The organism is Staphylococcus lutrae (assembly GCF_002101335.1).
Lineage (GTDB): Bacteria > Bacillota > Bacilli > Staphylococcales > Staphylococcaceae > Staphylococcus > Staphylococcus lutrae.
Genome location: NZ_CP020773.1, coordinates 488,732 through 505,715, shown reverse-complemented (window position 1 = coordinate 505,715; position 16,984 = coordinate 488,732). Strand labels below are relative to the sequence as shown.

22 protein-coding genes and 1 riboswitch are annotated in these 16,984 nt (G+C 37.6%); of the genes, 19 read left to right on the top strand and 3 right to left on the bottom strand.

The genetic code is table 11. From position 1 onward, the window contains the following. The first annotated feature begins 7 nt into the window (after nucleotides 1-7). From B5P37_RS02545 to fabZ, 10 genes are all read left to right on the top strand, one after another. Nucleotides 8-523, top strand: coding sequence for a F0F1 ATP synthase subunit B (locus B5P37_RS02545; RefSeq protein ID WP_085236763.1), 516 nt, complete (start codon nucleotides 8-10; stop codon nucleotides 521-523). Continuing rightward, complete coding sequence (locus B5P37_RS02540; RefSeq protein ID WP_085236762.1) at nucleotides 523-1,062, top strand: F0F1 ATP synthase subunit delta; 540 nt, start codon at nucleotides 523-525, stop codon at nucleotides 1,060-1,062. Before B5P37_RS02545 ends, B5P37_RS02540 begins: the two co-directional genes overlap by 1 nt. Nucleotides 1,063-1,088: 26 nt before the next feature. Continuing rightward, nucleotides 1,089-2,600: a F0F1 ATP synthase subunit alpha gene (atpA, locus tag B5P37_RS02535; protein WP_085236761.1), complete on the top strand. Its 1,512-nt coding sequence runs from the start codon at nucleotides 1,089-1,091 to the stop codon at nucleotides 2,598-2,600. Nucleotides 2,601-2,637: 37 nt separating this feature from the next. After that, nucleotides 2,638-3,504, top strand: a complete 867-nt coding sequence (gene atpG, locus B5P37_RS02530; protein ID WP_085238403.1) for an ATP synthase F1 subunit gamma — start codon at nucleotides 2,638-2,640, stop codon at nucleotides 3,502-3,504. Nucleotides 3,505-3,528: 24 nt separating this feature from the next. Then, nucleotides 3,529-4,941, top strand: a complete 1,413-nt coding sequence (gene atpD / locus B5P37_RS02525; protein ID WP_085236760.1) for a F0F1 ATP synthase subunit beta — start codon at nucleotides 3,529-3,531, stop codon at nucleotides 4,939-4,941. A gap of 22 nt (nucleotides 4,942-4,963) precedes the next feature. Further along, nucleotides 4,964-5,368: a F0F1 ATP synthase subunit epsilon gene (locus B5P37_RS02520; RefSeq protein WP_085236759.1), complete on the top strand. Its 405-nt coding sequence runs from the start codon at nucleotides 4,964-4,966 to the stop codon at nucleotides 5,366-5,368. 371 nt (nucleotides 5,369-5,739) lie between these two features. Further along, nucleotides 5,740-5,970, top strand: a complete 231-nt coding sequence (locus tag B5P37_RS02515; RefSeq protein ID WP_085236758.1) for a DUF1146 family protein — start codon at nucleotides 5,740-5,742, stop codon at nucleotides 5,968-5,970. Nucleotides 5,971-6,081: 111 nt separating this feature from the next. After that, a complete protein-coding gene (gene murA / locus B5P37_RS02510) occupies nucleotides 6,082-7,347 on the top strand; it encodes a UDP-N-acetylglucosamine 1-carboxyvinyltransferase (protein ID WP_085236757.1) in 1,266 nt (421 codons plus the stop codon). Further along, entirely contained in the window at nucleotides 7,340-7,537 is a 198-nt protein-coding gene (locus B5P37_RS02505) for a DNA-directed RNA polymerase subunit beta (protein WP_240622349.1), read from the top strand. Before murA ends, B5P37_RS02505 begins: the two co-directional genes overlap by 8 nt. Then, a complete protein-coding gene (gene fabZ / locus B5P37_RS02500; RefSeq protein WP_085236755.1) occupies nucleotides 7,537-7,980 on the top strand; it encodes a 3-hydroxyacyl-ACP dehydratase FabZ in 444 nt (147 codons plus the stop codon). The genes B5P37_RS02505 and fabZ overlap by 1 nt, the downstream gene beginning before the upstream one ends. 267 nt (nucleotides 7,981-8,247) lie before the next feature. Here fabZ and B5P37_RS02495 read toward each other — a convergent pair whose 3' ends face one another. Further along, a complete protein-coding gene (locus B5P37_RS02495; RefSeq protein ID WP_085236754.1) occupies nucleotides 8,248-8,682 on the bottom strand; it encodes a YwpF-like family protein in 435 nt (144 codons plus the stop codon). A gap of 188 nt (nucleotides 8,683-8,870) precedes the next feature. On the opposite strand from B5P37_RS02495, the gene B5P37_RS02490 reads away from it, so the two are divergent. The 6 genes from B5P37_RS02490 to yidC all read left to right on the top strand — a co-directional run bounded on the left by B5P37_RS02490 (nucleotide 8,871) and on the right by yidC (nucleotide 13,780). Next, nucleotides 8,871-9,221, top strand: coding sequence for a single-stranded DNA-binding protein (locus tag B5P37_RS02490; protein WP_240622350.1), 351 nt, complete (start codon nucleotides 8,871-8,873; stop codon nucleotides 9,219-9,221). A 510-nt stretch (nucleotides 9,222-9,731) separates the two neighbouring features. Then, nucleotides 9,732-9,834, top strand: a riboswitch (TPP riboswitch). A gap of 68 nt (nucleotides 9,835-9,902) precedes the next feature. Next, nucleotides 9,903-10,589: a thiaminase II gene (gene tenA / locus B5P37_RS02485; RefSeq protein ID WP_085236753.1), complete on the top strand. Its 687-nt coding sequence runs from the start codon at nucleotides 9,903-9,905 to the stop codon at nucleotides 10,587-10,589. Continuing rightward, on the top strand, nucleotides 10,586-11,392 hold the full coding sequence (thiD, locus tag B5P37_RS02480; protein WP_085236752.1) for a bifunctional hydroxymethylpyrimidine kinase/phosphomethylpyrimidine kinase: 807 nt from the start codon (nucleotides 10,586-10,588) through the stop codon (nucleotides 11,390-11,392). The genes tenA and thiD overlap by 4 nt, the downstream gene beginning before the upstream one ends. Before the next feature lies 1 nt (nucleotide 11,393). Beyond that, nucleotides 11,394-12,197, top strand: a complete 804-nt coding sequence (thiM, locus tag B5P37_RS02475; protein WP_085236751.1) for a hydroxyethylthiazole kinase — start codon at nucleotides 11,394-11,396, stop codon at nucleotides 12,195-12,197. Further along, nucleotides 12,187-12,825, top strand: coding sequence for a thiamine phosphate synthase (thiE, locus tag B5P37_RS02470; protein WP_085236750.1), 639 nt, complete (start codon nucleotides 12,187-12,189; stop codon nucleotides 12,823-12,825). Before thiM ends, thiE begins: the two co-directional genes overlap by 11 nt. An 88-nt stretch (nucleotides 12,826-12,913) precedes the next feature. Continuing rightward, a complete protein-coding gene (gene yidC, locus B5P37_RS02465; protein WP_085236749.1) occupies nucleotides 12,914-13,780 on the top strand; it encodes a membrane protein insertase YidC in 867 nt (288 codons plus the stop codon). Between the two features lie 89 nt (nucleotides 13,781-13,869). Here yidC and B5P37_RS02460 read toward each other — a convergent pair whose 3' ends face one another. Next, entirely contained in the window at nucleotides 13,870-14,523 is a 654-nt protein-coding gene (locus B5P37_RS02460) for an HD domain-containing protein (protein WP_085236748.1), read from the bottom strand. A gap of 19 nt (nucleotides 14,524-14,542) precedes the next feature. Then, nucleotides 14,543-16,033 carry a cardiolipin synthase gene (gene cls, locus B5P37_RS02455; protein WP_085236747.1) on the bottom strand — a complete coding sequence of 497 codons (1,491 nt, stop codon included), beginning with the start codon at nucleotides 16,031-16,033 and terminating at the stop codon, nucleotides 14,543-14,545. 128 nt (nucleotides 16,034-16,161) lie between these two features. Between cls and csoR the strand changes: the two genes are divergently transcribed. The 3 genes from csoR to B5P37_RS02440 are packed head-to-tail and all read left to right on the top strand — an operon-like array spanning nucleotide 16,162 to nucleotide 16,894. Beyond that, nucleotides 16,162-16,449 carry a copper-sensing transcriptional repressor CsoR gene (gene csoR / locus B5P37_RS02450; protein WP_085236746.1) on the top strand — a complete coding sequence of 96 codons (288 nt, stop codon included), beginning with the start codon at nucleotides 16,162-16,164 and terminating at the stop codon, nucleotides 16,447-16,449. Nucleotides 16,450-16,461: 12 nt separating this feature from the next. After that, nucleotides 16,462-16,707, top strand: a complete 246-nt coding sequence (gene csoZ, locus B5P37_RS02445) for a putative copper chaperone CsoZ (protein ID WP_085236745.1) — start codon at nucleotides 16,462-16,464, stop codon at nucleotides 16,705-16,707. Beyond that, on the top strand, nucleotides 16,688-16,894 hold the full coding sequence (locus tag B5P37_RS02440; protein WP_085236744.1) for a cation transporter: 207 nt from the start codon (nucleotides 16,688-16,690) through the stop codon (nucleotides 16,892-16,894). Before csoZ ends, B5P37_RS02440 begins: the two co-directional genes overlap by 20 nt. Nucleotides 16,895-16,984: the final 90 nt, after the last annotated feature.

Genomic DNA, 16,984 nt, shown 5'->3' with positions numbered 1-16,984 from the left:
CAGCATAGTGACTGCTAATTTATTTACCTTTGCAGCAGGTAGTGGTGTAAATATTGGAGATATCGTTGTAACAATGGCAACTTTCCTCATTTTACTCGCACTGCTTAAGAAGTTTGCATGGGGCCCACTAAAAAAAGTCATGGACGATCGTGAGCGTTCAATTAATCAAGATATTGATGATGCTGAACGTGCAAAAATGAATGCTCAACGTTTAGAAGAAGAAAATAGACAAAAACTAAAAGAAACGCAAGATGAAGTTCATAAAATTCTTGAAGACGCGAAGTTACAAGCGATGCGTCAACAAGAAGAAATTATTCATGAAGCAAATAGACGTGCAAACGGTATGCTTGAAACAGCACAAAGTGAAATTAAGAGTGAAAAAGAACGTGCATTAGCAGAAATTAATAATCAAGTTTCTGAACTCTCAGTACTGATCGCATCAAAAGTATTGCGTAAAGAAATTTCTGAACAAGATCAAAAAGCGTTAGTTGAAAAGTACGTTAAAGAGGTAGGGGATAAGTAATGGCAAACGTTGCTCAAAAATATGCCCAAGCACTTTACGATGTCGTTTCGACACAAAACGTGTTGTCTGAAGTATATGAAGAATTCACTGAAATCAATGCTGCTGTAGCGCGTCAAATGAACGATTTGAAAAGCATCGATTACGAACCAAAGATTACGATGACGGCGAGACACCAAATCGTAGAAAATGTTTTTTCAGGTGTACAACCTTTTTTAATGAACACTTTAAAAATTGTTGCGGGACACCGCCATTTATATTTATTGCCTGAGATTTTTAAGGCATTTGAAGCGCAGTATTATGCTGATCAAAGTTTAGCAGATGCGTATCTTGAATCAGCTTCTGTATTGGATGAAGAAGAAGTGATGCAAGTGAAAGAAGCATTAATCAAACGTACAGGACTTAAAGATTTAATCATTCATGCTACAGTGAACGAATCACTTATCGGTGGCGTGCGCGTGAAAATCGGAACAAAAGTGTATGATGGCAGTATACAGAATGATTTAAATCAACTCGTTAAGAAATTTAACAGAGCACATTAATTAGATTAAATGGAGGAGTGACATAGATGGCCATAAAAGCTGAAGAAATTAGTGCATTACTTCGCTCACAAATTGAAAACTATGAGTCAGAAATGTCTGTAACGGATGTAGGTACAGTTATTCAAATTGGTGACGGTATTGCATTAGTTCACGGATTGAACGACGTTATGGCTGGTGAATTATTAGAATTCCATAACGGTGTACTTGGACTGGCACAAAACTTAGAAGAAACAAACGTAGGTGTCGTAATTTTAGGACCTTACGATGATATTACAGAGGGCGATGAAGTAAAACGTACAGGTCGTATTATGGAAGTCCCTGTAGGTGAAGAACTTATCGGTCGTGTTGTGAATGCTTTAGGACAACCTATTGATGGCCAAGGCCCATTGAACACAACAAAAACGCGACCTATCGAGAAAAAAGCAACAGGTGTGATGGCGCGTAAATCTGTTGATGAACCATTGCAAACAGGGATTAAAGCCATCGATGCGTTAGTTCCTATTGGACGTGGTCAACGTGAATTGATTATTGGTGACCGTCAAACAGGTAAAACAACAGTCGCTATCGATACAATTTTGAATCAAAAAGACCAAGATATGATTTGTATCTATGTTGCTATCGGTCAAAAAGAATCGACAGTACGTTCTGCTGTTGAAAAATTACGTCAAGCGGGTGCGTTGGATTACACAATTGTTGTTTCTGCATCAGCAGCGCAACCAGCACCTATGCTTTACATTGCACCTTATGCAGGTGTATCCATGGCTGAAGAGTTCATGTTCAATGGTAAACATGTCTTAATCGTATATGATGATTTAACGAAGCAAGCGGCTGCGTACCGTGAGCTCTCATTATTGTTACGTCGTCCACCAGGCCGTGAAGCTTACCCAGGTGATGTATTCTATCTACATAGTCGTTTGTTAGAACGTGCGGCTAAGTTGAATGACGATTTAGGTGGCGGTTCTATTACTGCTTTACCATTTGTTGAGACACAAGCAGGCGATATTTCAGCTTACGTGCCAACAAACGTTATTTCAATCACAGATGGACAAATCTTCTTACAATCTGATTTATTCTTCTCTGGTATCCGACCAGCAATCAACGCGGGACTTTCAGTATCACGTGTAGGAGGTTCGGCACAAATCAAAGCGATGAAAAAGGTTGCGGGGACGTTACGTCTTGACTTAGCTTCTTACCGTGAACTTGAATCATTCGCACAATTTGGATCAGATTTAGATGAAGCAACGGCGAGCAAACTTGAACGTGGTAAACGTACAGTTGAAGTTTTAAAACAAGATCAAAACAAACCACTTCCTGTTGAACACCAAGTATTGATTATTTATGCATTAACACGTGGCTATTTAGACGATATTCCAGTTGTAGATATTACACGTTTCGAATCAGAAATCATTGAATGGACAAAAGTGAATGCGAATGACATCTTCACTGAAATTCGTGAAACAGGCGGACTTCCTGCAGATGAGAAATTTGAAGCAGCGATTAATGAGTTCAAGAAAGGCTTCAAAGTTTCTGAAGCATAATAAAACAGACGATCAAAATAGATAAGGTGGTGAGATGGTGGCTTCATTAAAAGAAATTGATTCTCGTATTAAATCGACCAAGAAGACAAAGCAGATTACCAATGCGATGAACATGGTTTCGAGTTCTAAATTGCGCAAAGCCGAAAAAAATGCATTAACTTTTCGCCCATACATGGAGAAAATGAAAGATGCGATTACAGCAATTGCAGGTGCAAATAAAACGGCAACACACCCAATGCTTAATGAACGTCAGGTCAAACGTGTAGGTTATATGATCATTACTAGTGATCGTGGACTAGCCGGTGCGTATAGTGCAAATGTATTAAAGAAAATGATTCGTGACATTGAACAACGACATAACAGTCCCGAAGAATATAAATTAATTGTATTAGGACAAATCGGTGCGACTTTTTTGCGGAATAGAGGTTATAAGCTCGAAAACACATTAACTGACATTCCAGATCAGCCTTCGTTCAAAGCCGTTCAAGCGATTGGCAAACGAGCTGTCGATTTATACGTCGACGAACAAATCGATGAATTACACATCTATTATAGCCATTACTTGAGTGTAATCGAAAACAAGCCGAGCAGTAAAAAGTTGTTACCATTATCTCCAGAGGATTCAAGTTTAGGTCACGGTGCCATGTCATCATATGAATTTGAGCCGGATAAAGATGCGATATTAGAGGTGTTGTTACCTCAGTACATCGAAAGCTTGATTTATGGAACAATTCTTGATGCAAAAGCGAGTGAACACGCATCACGTATGAATGCGATGAAGAATGCCTCAGATAATGCAACAGAAATGATTGACGATTTATCATTACAATATAACAGAGCGCGACAAGCAGCCATTACCCAACAAATCACTGAAATTGTTGGTGGTTCAGCAGCGTTAGAATAATTTTTATTATAAGGAGGAAGAAACATGGGATTAGGCCGTGTAACTCAGGTCATGGGGCCAGTAATTGATGTGCGCTTTGAACATAATGAAATTCCAAATATTAACAACGCATTGACAATTGAAGTGCCAAGAGATGGTGAAACTGAGAGCTTAACTTTAGAAGTCGCACTTCATCTAGGCGACGATGTTGTACGTACAATTGCTATGGACTCTACTGATGGTGTGCAACGTGGTGCGGAAGTAACAGATACGGGAGCAGCAATTAGTGTGCCTGTAGGTGACGCAACATTAGGTCGTGTATTTAATGTATTAGGTGAACATATTGACTTGGAAGCACCGATTGATGCAACAGTACGTCGTGACCCTATTCATCGACAAGCGCCTCAATTTGATGAACTTTCTACAGAGGTAGAAATTTTAGAAACTGGGATTAAAGTTGTCGATTTATTAGCCCCTTACATTAAAGGTGGAAAAATTGGTTTATTCGGTGGTGCCGGTGTCGGTAAAACGGTATTAATCCAAGAATTAATCAATAATATTGCCCAAGAACATGGTGGTATTTCAGTTTTTGCCGGTGTCGGTGAACGGACACGTGAAGGTAACGACTTATACTATGAAATGAAAGACAGTGGCGTTATTGCTAAAACAGCAATGGTATTCGGACAAATGAACGAGCCACCTGGCGCACGTATGCGTGTTGCACTTTCAGGTTTAACAATGGCTGAATATTTCCGAGACGAACAAGGACAAGATGTATTGTTGTTCATCGATAATATTTTCCGCTTCACACAAGCAGGTTCTGAGGTATCTGCCCTATTAGGACGTATGCCTTCAGCCGTAGGTTATCAACCAACACTTGCGACTGAAATGGGTCAATTACAAGAACGTATTACATCAACAAACAAAGGTTCAGTTACGTCGATTCAGGCTGTTTTCGTACCTGCCGATGACTATACTGACCCAGCACCAGCTACTGCATTTGCGCACTTAGATGCAACAACAAACTTGGAACGTAAACTAAGTGAAATGGGGATTTATCCAGCGGTAGATCCATTAGCATCAACATCACGTGCATTAGAGCCTACGATTGTAGGACAAGAGCATTATGATGTGGCGCGTCAAGTTCAGTCAACATTACAAAAGTACCGTGAATTACAAGATATTATTGCCATCTTAGGTATGGACGAATTATCTGAAGAAGATAAGAAAACCGTTGAACGTGCGCGTCGTATTCAATTCTTCTTATCACAAAACTTCCACGTTGCAGAACAGTTTACAGGACAAAAAGGATCTTATGTCCCAGTTAAGCAAACAGTTCAAGACTTTAAAGCGATTTTAGAAGGCAAGTACGACCATATTCCGGAAGACGCATTCCGTTTAGTGGGCGGTATTGATGATGTGATTGCTAAAGCTAAAGACATGGGTGTAGAAGTTTAATTCTAATTAGGAGGCCTGGATAATGAACACATTAACCTTAGATATCGTCACTCCTAATGGTTCTGTTTACAAAGAAGACAATGTTGAAATTGTTGTCTTACAAACGACAGCAGGCGAGATGGGTGTGATGTACGGTCACATTCCGACGGTTACACCATTAAGAATTGGTCATATAAAAGTGACTAAAAATGGAAAATCGGATTATATAGCTGTAACAGAAGGGTTTGCTGAGATTCGCCATGAAAAAGTCAATATTCTTGCACAAGCTGCTGAATCAGCGGATGATATTGATTTGGAACGTGCTAAATCAGCAAAACAACGTGCAACATTTTATCTTGAAGGTGACAAAGCAGATACGGATTTAAAACGTGCGGAACGTGCATTAAAGCGCGCAGAAAATCGTATCGAAGTTGCTAAATTTAAATAATATATGTGAGTTAAAAGCTCGGTTTGTCGACACGACAGACCGAGCTTTTATTATGACAACTTCGAATTGAATTTTGCATTTTCTCATTAAACGATAACTTGTACGAGATACGTCACATTCTTCCCATGTTTTTCTTAAGGACTGTTATGAGCTTATAAAATGACTGAAAGGGATTAAACGTAACGGGCTTTTCTTCAATATGTTCATGTTTGATGATCATAATAATGGGATACATGTGGATGACTGTTAAAGGTATAGGCCTAGAAAAAACATATAATCAAAAATTGTATTATTTTAAGTCACTTATAGTATGATTTAACTTATAAATCATGTAAAATTAATAGAGAGATGATAAGTGAAGGAGCAATAAAATGGATTACATCGGACAATTTGCGATTGCAAATATTGTGATGCATGTAATATGTATTTGTACCGCATACTGGGGACTTAATGCAATCCGGTTGGACCAATTTTTTAAAAAAGGTTTTCCATTACAAGTACAAGTCATCATGATATTTTTGGCAATACTCATCGGTACAAGTGTGAGTCGTTTTATTATTGATTTATTACGATTTTCCACACAAATAAAATACTTATTTTAATACAAAAAATGTTTAGTTATCATAAAATAAGTTAATAGTCATGGGTAGACTGATTAAGTTTTTGAAGAGATAAAAAGAATAGAGCTGTAAACATAGTGGAGGATTAATGAGATGGATAGAATTATTGTTAAAGGTGGAAATACACTTAAAGGTGAAGTCGGCGTAGAAGGAGCAAAAAATGCAGTTTTACCCATATTAACAGCTTCTTTGTTAGCAAGTCATGGGAAAAGCGAATTAGTGAATGTGCCAGCTTTAAGTGATGTTGAAACAATTAATAATGTGTTAAGTGTATTAAATGCAAAAATTAAATATAGTGAAAAGCGTCAATCTGTGACAGTAGATGCATCAAAAAATTTAAAAGAAGAAGCGCCCTATGAATATGTGAGTAAAATGAGAGCGAGTATATTGGTCATGGGCCCATTGCTAGCACGTTTAGGCCGTGCAAAAGTGGCATTACCTGGAGGATGTGCAATTGGGTCTCGTCCAATTGAACAGCATTTAAAGGGATTAGAGGCACTCGGTGCGCACATTCATCAAGAAGCTGGTTTTATATTTGCGGAAGCCCCACAAGGCTTGGTTGGTAACGATATCCATTTTGATTTTCCGAGTGTCGGTGCAACGCAAAACGTCATGATGGCAGCATCATTAGCGAAAGGACGTACGGTTATTGAAAACGTGGCAAGAGAACCCGAAATTGTTGATTTAGCAAACTACATCAATGAAATGGGTGGCGATATCAAAGGTGCAGGGACAGACACGATTATTATTCATGGTGTGGACAATTTAAAAGGCGTTAAACATGCCATTATCCCTGATCGAATAGAAGCGGGGACGCTGATGATTGCCGCAGCGATTACACGTGGAGATGTGTTGGTCAAAGGTGCAATCAAAGAGCACATGACAAGCTTAGTATATAAATTAGAAGAAATGGGTGTGAATTTGGAATATACTGAAGAAGGTATACGTGTTACGGCGCCAGAGCAGCTTCAGCCCGTCGATATCAAAACATTACCGCACCCAGGTTTTCCAACTGACATGCAATCTCAAATGATGGCTTTACTTTTAACGGCAGAAGGGCATAAAGTGATAACAGAGACCGTTTTTGAAAATCGCTTTATGCATGTTGCAGAATTTAGACGTATGAATGCGAAAATATCTGTTGAAGGGCGTAGCGCAAAAATTGAAGGCAAAAGTGCTTTGCAAGGTGCACAAGTGAAAGCGACCGACTTACGTGCCGCCGCTGCATTAATATTGGCGGGACTTGTTGCGGACGGTGAAACAATTGTCACAGAATTAAAGCATCTTGACCGTGGTTATGTAAATTTTCATGGAAAGCTGAAGTCTTTGGGAGCGGCTATTGAAAGAATTAATGACTAAATGGAAACAACTTGTACAAACAATGATCGTTTCAGTGAGCTTTAAATTAACGCTTTTTGTACTGGTAACGATAATGATGTTTATCATAGGCGTCATGGTAGGTTTTATTATTAATCATGATAACGTGCTTAACGCGTTTAGTTTTAAGTTTTGGCATCGTATCATTGAAACAATTGGAGGCAATAATTAATGGAAACGATTTTTAATTACAATGAAATCAAAAATATTATCCCGCACCGACAACCTTTTTTGTTAATTGACAAAGTGGTTGAATATGAACCTGGCAAACGTTGTGTAGGGATTAAACAAGTATCTGGAAATGAACCGTTTTTCCAAGGTCATTTTCCAAATTATGCAGTTATGCCTGGGGTACTTATTACAGAAGCTTTAGCACAAACAGGTGCAGTAGCGATGTTGAACAGCGAAGCACACAAAGGAAAGTTAGCTTTGTTTGCAGGGATTGATAAATGTCGTTTTAAAAAGCAAGTCGTACCGGGTGATACATTAAAGTTAGAAGTAGAAATTACAAAAATTAAAGGGCCTATTGGTAAAGGAACGGCAGTGGCTACTGTAGATGGTCAAATCGCATGTAGTTGTGAGTTGACATTTGCACTCCAAGACCCCAATGCATAGGTACTGAGAATAAGGAAGTCAAGTGTTGTTTCATAGAGATGAAATGGCTTAAATGCCCCTAAAAACAGAAGTTTTTTAGGGGCATTTTGTATTGAATCGGGTTAGACGTGACAGGATTCAGTACTTGATGGCCAGCTTAGCTTTATGCGCACAACATTCAATGTAGTCCTCAATTGACTTTTCAAGGTGATGAGAAGGAAGAAAAGATACTGTTGATTCGACGTGATGTATGACAACGCGTGATAATCATTCAACACAGCCTATTGTTTATTGTCGTTCGTCTTTTAAACGTGGTTTAGATTTCATCATACGATTAAACGTCGTAATGAGTTGTTGACCTTGCAATCCTTCGTTAACAAGTTGTTCTAGTAAATTTTCTGCATAGACTTGTCGCAATGTGTATATATGACATTCAAAAACAACTGAAATGGCGTCAGTTAAAGGAGTAATATGTTTGATCGTTGCATCAAAAAGTGCAGGATCATTTGAAGGACGAGTGATAACGACACGAATATCCAGTAACGCCTCCGCTTCCATGTAAGTTTCCATTTGTTCCTGATGTATATCTGAAATCACAATTTCCAACAACCAACCCGTACCGCTATTTTCTTTATTGATAATCACACCATCTAAAAGTTCATATTCAGTAACGCTACTATGGTCTGATACAATTTGAAAACGCACTGCTTTAAAAGTTTTCATCAGCGTCGCCTCCTTCACATTAAAAACTTTACGAATCATTTTATGATATCCCTTATTATAGCGCAATTTTTAAAATAATTCTCGGATTGCATGATTTCCTGTGCGTGTCTAATGACGATTTTTTCATGATTGGTAGTTTGTTATTCTTTCTTGAAAGCGATATAGTATGCGTACAGGAGGTGAACCACATGAATCATTTTCAGATTGTCGGTCATATTCAGCGCCCGCCGAAGTTCTATGAAAATGAAGCGCGTTACTTTATTATTTTTACTGTCGCAGTCACTAGAAATGATTTAAGTAAAAGTCCAAAACCCATCACGGATTACTTAAATTGTAAAGCGTTCGGTAATATTGCGCTTCAAATTAACGAAACGATAACTGAAGGAATGACTGTAGCAATGAGCGGGCAAATACAATCAAGGCGTTTTTATCAAAATGACGAAAAACGCTATGCTACAGAATTGCTCGTTTCAGAAATTTCTCCTATTTTGGCATCATCACCCACAATAAGGATTGACACACATCCAACTCAAGAGTAAACGTGTGTCGAATAATTTATTATTGGATATCCCACCAATAATGCAAACCACCTTCTCTAAGTATATTCTCCAAATAAAATAATTTGATTTATCTCACATTATCCTTTTATTCTTCAAAATTTTTATCAATCATCACATTTTTAAAAGCGGCAATAGCCAAATGAAAAATTTAAATGATGCGGCATGTTAAAATGTTGGCGCAAGTTGTTCTTAAATATTGAAAAATATTTAAGGGCAACTGCCGCTTTTGATCGTTAATGTTTCCATCATAATGATGACTTTTATTCACCATTGATATTGAGAACTACGATACATAATTTTTGATTCATTTGAATAAGAATGCATCTATTTATAAAACCCGTCGACGCATGATTACGATAACAAAGGCCTCCTGTTCATACAGGTGAGATGCCATAAACAGATAATAGAGTTACCGATTCGCTTGCTAACAGACGTTCAGTTAATTGAACTTATGACTGGTTTTTGATACATTAAAAGTAAATATTAATGAAGGACTACTAGGGGTGCCAATATTGGCTGAGATGAATGTGAATTCAGACCCTCAGAACCTGATTTGGGTGAAACCAACGTAGGGAAGTAGCGTGTAACACGTGAGGCTTTTGATGTGTTGACTAGGCTGCTTTTGGGAGTAGTCTTTTTTCATATCAAAGGAGAATGATGATGCAGTTTACAGAACAATTAAAACAAGAAGCGAAACCATTAATTAATCAAATCTATCAAGATAAATTTATCCAAGGCATGTTGAGTGGGGAAATATCGAAAACGGCGATTTGCCATTATTTACGTGCAGATTCACGTTATTTAAATGAATTCGCTAAAATTTATGCTTTATTAATTCCAAAAGTGAACACAAAAGAAGAAATTCAATTTTTAACTGAACAAATTCAATTTGCCAGTTCGGGTGAGGTTGAAGCTCATCATATTTTGGCGCAATATGTAGGAAGTGATTACCAAGAGATTATTAAAGATGGAGATTGGTATCCTTCAGCAGACCATTACATTAAACATATGTATTATAATGCCTATGCTTATGATAACGTTGCATACACGATTGCGGCGATGGCACCGTGTCCATACGTGTATCAGCAAATTGGTAAAATGGCGATTGAAAATCATGACTTTCCAGCGCAGCATCCATTAAAAGATTGGTTTGCTTTTTATGCGAAAGAAATGGATACGCTCATGTCTTATATTGCACGTTGGCTCGATACGTATGCAAATAATAGCACACCAGAAGTTCGAGAAATACTTAAAAATAATTTTTTACAAAGTACAATTCATGAGAGACGCTTTTTTAATATGTCTTATCAATTAGAACAATGGGAATTTGGGGGAGAAAACAAATGAAGAAGCCAAAAATCGCTTTAACAATCGCTGGTACAGATCCGAGTGGTGGTGCAGGTGCCATGGCCGATTTAAAATCATTTCATTCTTGTGGGGTTTACGGGATGGCAGCAGTGACGAGCATTGTTGCACAAAATTCAATGGGTGTTCAACATATCCATAATTTAGAAGCAAGCTGGTTAGAGGAACAGTTAGAAAGTGTTTTTAGTGATGAGATGCCACATGCGATGAAAACGGGGATGATACCTACACCTGAAATGATGGCTGTCATTCGTCGTTTTTTAGAAAAAATCAACATACCTTATGTGATTGATCCGGTGATGGTTGCAAAAAGTGGTGATTCTTTAATGGATCAACAAGTGCGGAAACAGTTAAAAGAAACACTCTTACCATTTGCTGATGTTGCAACACCTAATATACCTGAAGCTGAAGAAATTACAGGTCTCGTCATCGATTCTAACGAAAAAATTCATCAAGCGGGTCAGTTTTTTATTAAAGAGATTGGTTCTAAGGGCGTTGTCATTAAAGGGGGCCACCTTGAAGGGGATGCAGTCGATCACTTATTTACGAGGGAAGCACATTATGAATTTAAAAGTGACCGCTACCCTACAAAACATACGCATGGGACAGGATGTACATTTTCAGCTGTTATTACTGCAGAATTGGCGAAAGGTAAAACAGTGTATGATGCTGTTGCGAAAGCGAAGCACTATATTTCATTAGCAATAAAAGAAACACCAGAAATTGGAAAAGGGCGCGGTCCGGTCAATCATTTTGCATATGAAAAATTAAAAGGATGGGATTAAGATGAGTTATTTGACTGAAGTAAGAAAACAACACCCGCTTGTTGTATGTTATACCAATGATGTTGTGAAAAATTTCACAGCAAATGGTTTACTCAGTTTAGGTGCAAGTCCAGCTATGAGTGAGGCACCTGAAGAAGCAGAAGATTTTTTTAAGATGACACAAGCGTTGTTAATCAATATTGGAACGTTGACAGTACAAAATAGTCGGGATATGCTTGCGATTGCAAAAACGGCCAATCGTATGAATGTTCCTATCGTGTTTGATCCTGTCGCAGTGGGGGCTTCACAATTCCGTAAAGATTTCTGTAAGCAATTTTTAGATGAAGTTGATGTGGCAGTCATTAAAGGTAATGCTTCAGAAATCATGACGTTGGTGGATGCAACAACAACTATGAAGGGAACGGATAGTGCGACGGATATGGATGCTGTGTCCATTGCGCAACAAGCGTATCAAAAGTATCAAACCGCAATTGTCATATCTGGCAAAGAAGATGTGGTGATACAAAACAATCAAATTACCGTCTTATCTAATGGAACGCCTTTATTAACACGAATTACAGGTGCAGGTTGTTTGCTTGGCGCTGTCATTGCAAGTTTTCTGTTAGGTGCACAACGACCAACGCTTGAGCAGCTTGTGGAGGCGGTATCGTTTTATAATATTGCTGCTGAACAAGCAGAAATGCGGGAGGGTGCTGATTTACCAGGAACATTTTTAATGGCATTTATCGATGCATTAAATCAAACATCAACGGAATCTTATTTATTAGAGATTAAAAAGAGAGAAGTGAGTCGAGATGGGTTTTGATAGAAAACAGTTACGTGTGTATTTTATTGCGGGTACACAAGATATCAAAAAAGGGGATTTAGAATCCATTTTAACAGCGGCTTTAGAGGCCGGTATTACAATGTATCAATTTCGTGAAAAGGGCCCTTCATCATTAAAGGGAGAAGATAAAAAAGCGATGGCGATACGTCTCAGAGATATTTGTCGTGCGTATCACGTGCCTTTTATAGTCAATGACGATATTGATTTAGCGATTGAAATTGATGCTGACGGGGTTCATGTGGGTCAAGATGATGCAAAGATTTCAAGTTTTAAGCATTTATTAAAAGGTAAAACGATAGGGCTTAGTGTTGGTAGTTTTGAAGAATATGATCAATCTGATTTAACTGATGTGGACTACATCGGCGTAGGCCCGGTATATGAAACGCGGTCTAAAAGTGATGCGAAAAGACCTGGTGGTATTCAATTAATTCGACGTATGCGTGAGTATGATGCGCATATTCCAATGGTTGCTATTGGAGGAATCACAGAAGAAAATGTTGCGTCCCTAATTAAAAATGGAGCGGATGGTATCGCAACGATTTCCTCCATTACACACAGTGCGAATATTGAAAACTCTGTGAAGCGTTATTTGCAGTATTTCAAATAATGTCATTTTTATGTTGGAATATATTTCCACCAAAAGGATTTGTATGTTAAAATATCATTTATGTGAATATGACATTAGAGGTGGAAAAATGAAGAACAAAGCGTTATTGACAATGCTTGTAGGTGTCGTCTTTCTTCTAGCTGGTTGTGATTATAGTAAACCGGAAAATCGGGATGGATTCTTTTTTAATACATTCGTTCAACCGATGGACAGATTAATACACTGGTTAGGGGATCATCTGAATAACAATTATGGTTTAGCGATTATCATCATCGTATTGGTTGTACGTATCGTGTTATTACCATTTATGTTATCAAACTATAAAAACATGCACATGATGCGTGAAAAAATGAAAATTGCAAAGCCTGAAATATCAGAAGCACAAGAAAAAGTGAAACGTGCACGTACGCAAGAAGATAAGATGGCAGCAAATCAAGAAATGATGCAAGTTTATAAAAAATATGATATGAATCCAATGGCAAGTATGTTAGGTTGTTTGCCACTTATCCTGCAAATGCCAATTGTTATGGGTCTATTCTTTGTCTTGAAATATCCTTCAGACGGAGGAATTACGAAATATTCGGATTTCATGTGGTTCCAACTTGATAAACCAGATATTTGGATCACAATCATTGCCGGTGTACTTTACTTTATCCAGGCTTATGTATCAAGTGCAAATATGCCTGAAGAACAACGTCAAATGGGTTACATGATGATGATTGTATCGCCAATCATGATTGTCTGGATTTCATTTAGTTCAGCGGCGGCACTAGGTTTATACTGGTCTGTTTCAGCGGCATTCCTTGTGGTTCAAACGTATTTAGCGAATGTGGTGTATGGTAAAAAAGCAAAAGAAGAAGTTGCACCATTAATCAAAAAGTTTGAAGCAGAAAAAAACGGCAAAAATACAGGCAAAAACACACAAGTTGTCAGTAAAAAGAATAAAAAGAAATAATTCAATGATGTTAAATTGACTTAAAACGAGAGGTGTGCCACTACAAAAGTGGTAGACCTCCCGTTTTTTAATTTGGATACTAGCTTGATTTAGGAAGAAGGGGATGAGGTGTCCCATTCGTCAAAAAATTGAAGTAAAAAATGTTCTAAAAAAGTATGACGCTGTTCAGCAACTTGTCGGGCTTCTGGTGTATTGATATGCGCCTTTAAGTGCAATAGCTTTTCAAAAAAGTGTTTGATTGCTGAAGGAGGAAGTGCATGCATATCCACAAGTTGTTGCATGTCATGAAGTGTATGTGTCCCGGTCCACATCGGTTCATTAAAATGGCCTGCAAATTGAAAGGTTCTTGCGATACCGATTGCACCTAAAGCATCTAAACGATCGGCATCTTGAACGATTTGCGCTTCAATCGTCTGCAAAGTTCCGACGTTTTGAGTTTTTCGATAACTGATATTTTCAATGATATATAAAATCGCTTGTTGATCATCAGGCGTTATTTGCTGTTTTTTGAAAAACGCAATTAATGCATTTCGTGCAGTGGTCATTTCTACTAATTTATCATCAATTGTGTCATGTAACAGGGCTGACATTTCAATGTGAAATAAGTTCGCATCGGGATAGTGTTGTGCGATGACTAGTGCCTGTTTTCTTACACGCAATACGTGTGCAATATCGTGTCCACTTTGGTCTTGTGCATGGCAATGTCGCATATATTGTTCAGCGGCCTTAATGTGTTGCTTCATTTAGTTTCCCTCTTTTCTATTATAAAATAGGTGCGAGCAATTGGCTGACTGCTTCTTTAAATTTAATCCATACCCCTCTTTGTGCATAACGGTCTTTTGTTAACTCCGAACATGCTTTTAAATCCTCTTCAAAGCTTTCACGTACTTCTTGAGCTAATTTTTCATTATAAACGAATGCATTGACTTCAAAATTTAAAGTAAAGCTGCGATGATCCATATTCGTTGTCCCTATGCTTGTAATTTCATCATCTATTGTTAAGGTTTTGGCATGTAAAAAGCCGTTATCGTATAAGTAGACATGTGCGCCTGCTTCAAGAAGGCTTGCAACGTTTTTAAAAGTGGCCCAGTACACAAATGGGTGATCTGGCTTTGATGGAATCATGATATTCACATGGACACCGCCTAATGCTGCAATTTTTAATGCATCCATAAAGGCATCATCAGGAACAAAATAAGGCGTTTGAATATAAATTTCTTTTTTGGCCATCGAAATCATTTTTAAATATCCATATTTCACTTGTTCCCAAAACTCGTCTGGTCCACTCGAAGCGATTTGAATCCCGATATTGCCAGCTTTATTTTCTTGATGACGTGGAAAATACTGACTACTGTAAGTGATATTGTCGCGATGTGCCTGTGAATTCCAATCTAAAATAAAGCGGAGTTGAAGCGCACTGACAGCCTGACCTTGAATACGTAAATGCGTATCTCGCCAATAACCGAACTTTTTAGATAAACCGAGATATTCATTTCCGACATTAAAGCCTCCTACATAACCGATATAACCATCGATGACAACAATTTTTCGGTGATTTCGGTTGTTCATCCGCAAATTAATGAGCGGCAACTTGGAAGGGAAAAAGGATTCGACATGTCCCCCTTTTTGTTTAAATCGTTTGAAATCACGTAATGTTAAACTTCGAGAGCCCATATCGTCATACAGCATTTTAACTTCTACACCTTGTTCGAGTTTCTCTTCTAATAATGCTAATATACTTTTTCCTAATGTATCATGTTTAAAAATATAATATTGGATGTGGATATAAGATTTTGCATTTCGAATATCTTCTTTGAGGCTGTTAAATTTTTGGTGTCCATCTGTAAAAAGCGTGATTTCATTGTTATTCGTGTAAAAAGCAGCGTTGTTATACAGTAGCATTTGAATCATACGGCTGTAATTTTGAATATGCGGATTGTCAGCTTCAAATTGATTGTTTTTAAGTGCATGTAGTTGTTCATTGACAATGGCTTCTAAGCCCATCTGATCACGTTGATTTAACTTAAAGATGGATTTTCGTTGGATTTGTCGACCGAATAATAAATACAAAATAAATCCAAGGAGTGGAAAGAGACCGAGTACAAATATCCACGCCCATATTGAACTGGCACTGCGTCTTTCCATAAAGATAATAGTAAAGATAAAAATTAGGTTTAATAAAAATGCACCTATAAATATGTAATTGAGTAATACATTTTGATTATAAAGAATGGAATATAAGAACTCGGGCATATGATATAACTCCTTCTTGTAAAGTGTTTTTATTGTATCATGATTAAGACTTTTAAGTGATTTTTAGACATTGACATATACCTGTATAGGGTATAATATGGAAGTATAGAATATGAGGGGGATGTGAAATGACAGAACATGCACATCATTCTGAAGAGATTAAGAGAAATTTGAAATCACGTTTAAATCGCATTGAAGGTCAAGTTAAAGCGATTAATCGTATGATTGATGAGGATGTCTATTGTGATGACATCTTAACACAAATTAGAGCTACACGTTCGGCATTAAATAGTGTTGCATCACGATTACTTGATCACCATATGAAAGGATGTATCATGCATAAAATTGAAGCAGGACATCAAACTGAGGCAATGGAAGAATTACTCGTGACATTTCAAAAACTGATGAAAGATTGAAGAGGTAAAGTGATGGAAATCGGTTACGTTAAAATTGATCAACTGACAACAGAGCACCAACAAAATGAATTGGAAACACGCTTGTTGACGTTGATTGGTGTTGAATCAGTAGTAGTTGATATTGCAGCACATCTAGTGAAACTCACTTTTCAAACACCAGCGAATCTCAACACAATAGAAAAAGAAATTTATGATGCAGGATTTCCTGTAATCGAATCATACAAAGGAGTGTCAAACGATGGTAAAACACACAATTAAAGTAGAAGGAATGACTTGTGATCATTGTAAAGCGGCAGTTGAAGATGCAGTCAAAGAAAATGCGCATGTGACACATGTAGAAGCTTTCCCTGCAAAAGATATAGTGGAAGTTGAAGTGAATGAAGATACAGCGTTAGATGATATTAAACAACGTATTTATGAGCAAGGGTACGATGTGGTGTCATAAGATAGCGAGTGGGCTTAAATTTCATGAAAGTGTGAGATTGAGCCCTCATTTTATAAAAAGAATATACCCTCTATAGGTATAGGAGATGAA

Bases quoted from the DNA above. Each gene is read 5' to 3' on its own strand.
- thiE (WP_085236750.1), top strand. From the start codon at position 12,187: ATGGGTTTTGATAGAAAACAGTTACGTGTGTATTTTATTGCGGGTACA.
- B5P37_RS02495 (WP_085236754.1), bottom strand. From the start codon at position 8,682: ATGAAAACTTTTAAAGCAGTGCGTTTTCAAATTGTATCAGACCATAGT.
- B5P37_RS02505 (WP_240622349.1), top strand. From the start codon at position 7,340: ATGACTAAATGGAAACAACTTGTACAAACAATGATCGTTTCAGTGAGC.
- B5P37_RS02515 (WP_085236758.1), top strand. From the start codon at position 5,740: ATGGATTACATCGGACAATTTGCGATTGCAAATATTGTGATGCATGTA.
- cls (WP_085236747.1), bottom strand. From the start codon at position 16,033: ATGCCCGAGTTCTTATATTCCATTCTTTATAATCAAAATGTATTACTC.
- csoZ (WP_085236745.1), top strand. From the start codon at position 16,462: ATGGAAATCGGTTACGTTAAAATTGATCAACTGACAACAGAGCACCAA.
- tenA (WP_085236753.1), top strand. From the start codon at position 9,903: ATGCAGTTTACAGAACAATTAAAACAAGAAGCGAAACCATTAATTAAT.
- B5P37_RS02460 (WP_085236748.1), bottom strand. From the start codon at position 14,523: ATGAAGCAACACATTAAGGCCGCTGAACAATATATGCGACATTGCCAT.
- B5P37_RS02540 (WP_085236762.1), top strand. From the start codon at position 523: ATGGCAAACGTTGCTCAAAAATATGCCCAAGCACTTTACGATGTCGTT.
- thiM (WP_085236751.1), top strand. From the start codon at position 11,394: ATGAGTTATTTGACTGAAGTAAGAAAACAACACCCGCTTGTTGTATGT.
- B5P37_RS02440 (WP_085236744.1), top strand. From the start codon at position 16,688: ATGGTAAAACACACAATTAAAGTAGAAGGAATGACTTGTGATCATTGT.
- atpD (WP_085236760.1), top strand. From the start codon at position 3,529: ATGGGATTAGGCCGTGTAACTCAGGTCATGGGGCCAGTAATTGATGTG.
- atpA (WP_085236761.1), top strand. From the start codon at position 1,089: ATGGCCATAAAAGCTGAAGAAATTAGTGCATTACTTCGCTCACAAATT.
- fabZ (WP_085236755.1), top strand. From the start codon at position 7,537: ATGGAAACGATTTTTAATTACAATGAAATCAAAAATATTATCCCGCAC.
- murA (WP_085236757.1), top strand. From the start codon at position 6,082: ATGGATAGAATTATTGTTAAAGGTGGAAATACACTTAAAGGTGAAGTC.
- thiD (WP_085236752.1), top strand. From the start codon at position 10,586: ATGAAGAAGCCAAAAATCGCTTTAACAATCGCTGGTACAGATCCGAGT.
- yidC (WP_085236749.1), top strand. From the start codon at position 12,914: ATGAAGAACAAAGCGTTATTGACAATGCTTGTAGGTGTCGTCTTTCTT.
- B5P37_RS02520 (WP_085236759.1), top strand. From the start codon at position 4,964: ATGAACACATTAACCTTAGATATCGTCACTCCTAATGGTTCTGTTTAC.
- B5P37_RS02490 (WP_240622350.1), top strand. From the start codon at position 8,871: ATGAATCATTTTCAGATTGTCGGTCATATTCAGCGCCCGCCGAAGTTC.
- csoR (WP_085236746.1), top strand. From the start codon at position 16,162: ATGACAGAACATGCACATCATTCTGAAGAGATTAAGAGAAATTTGAAA.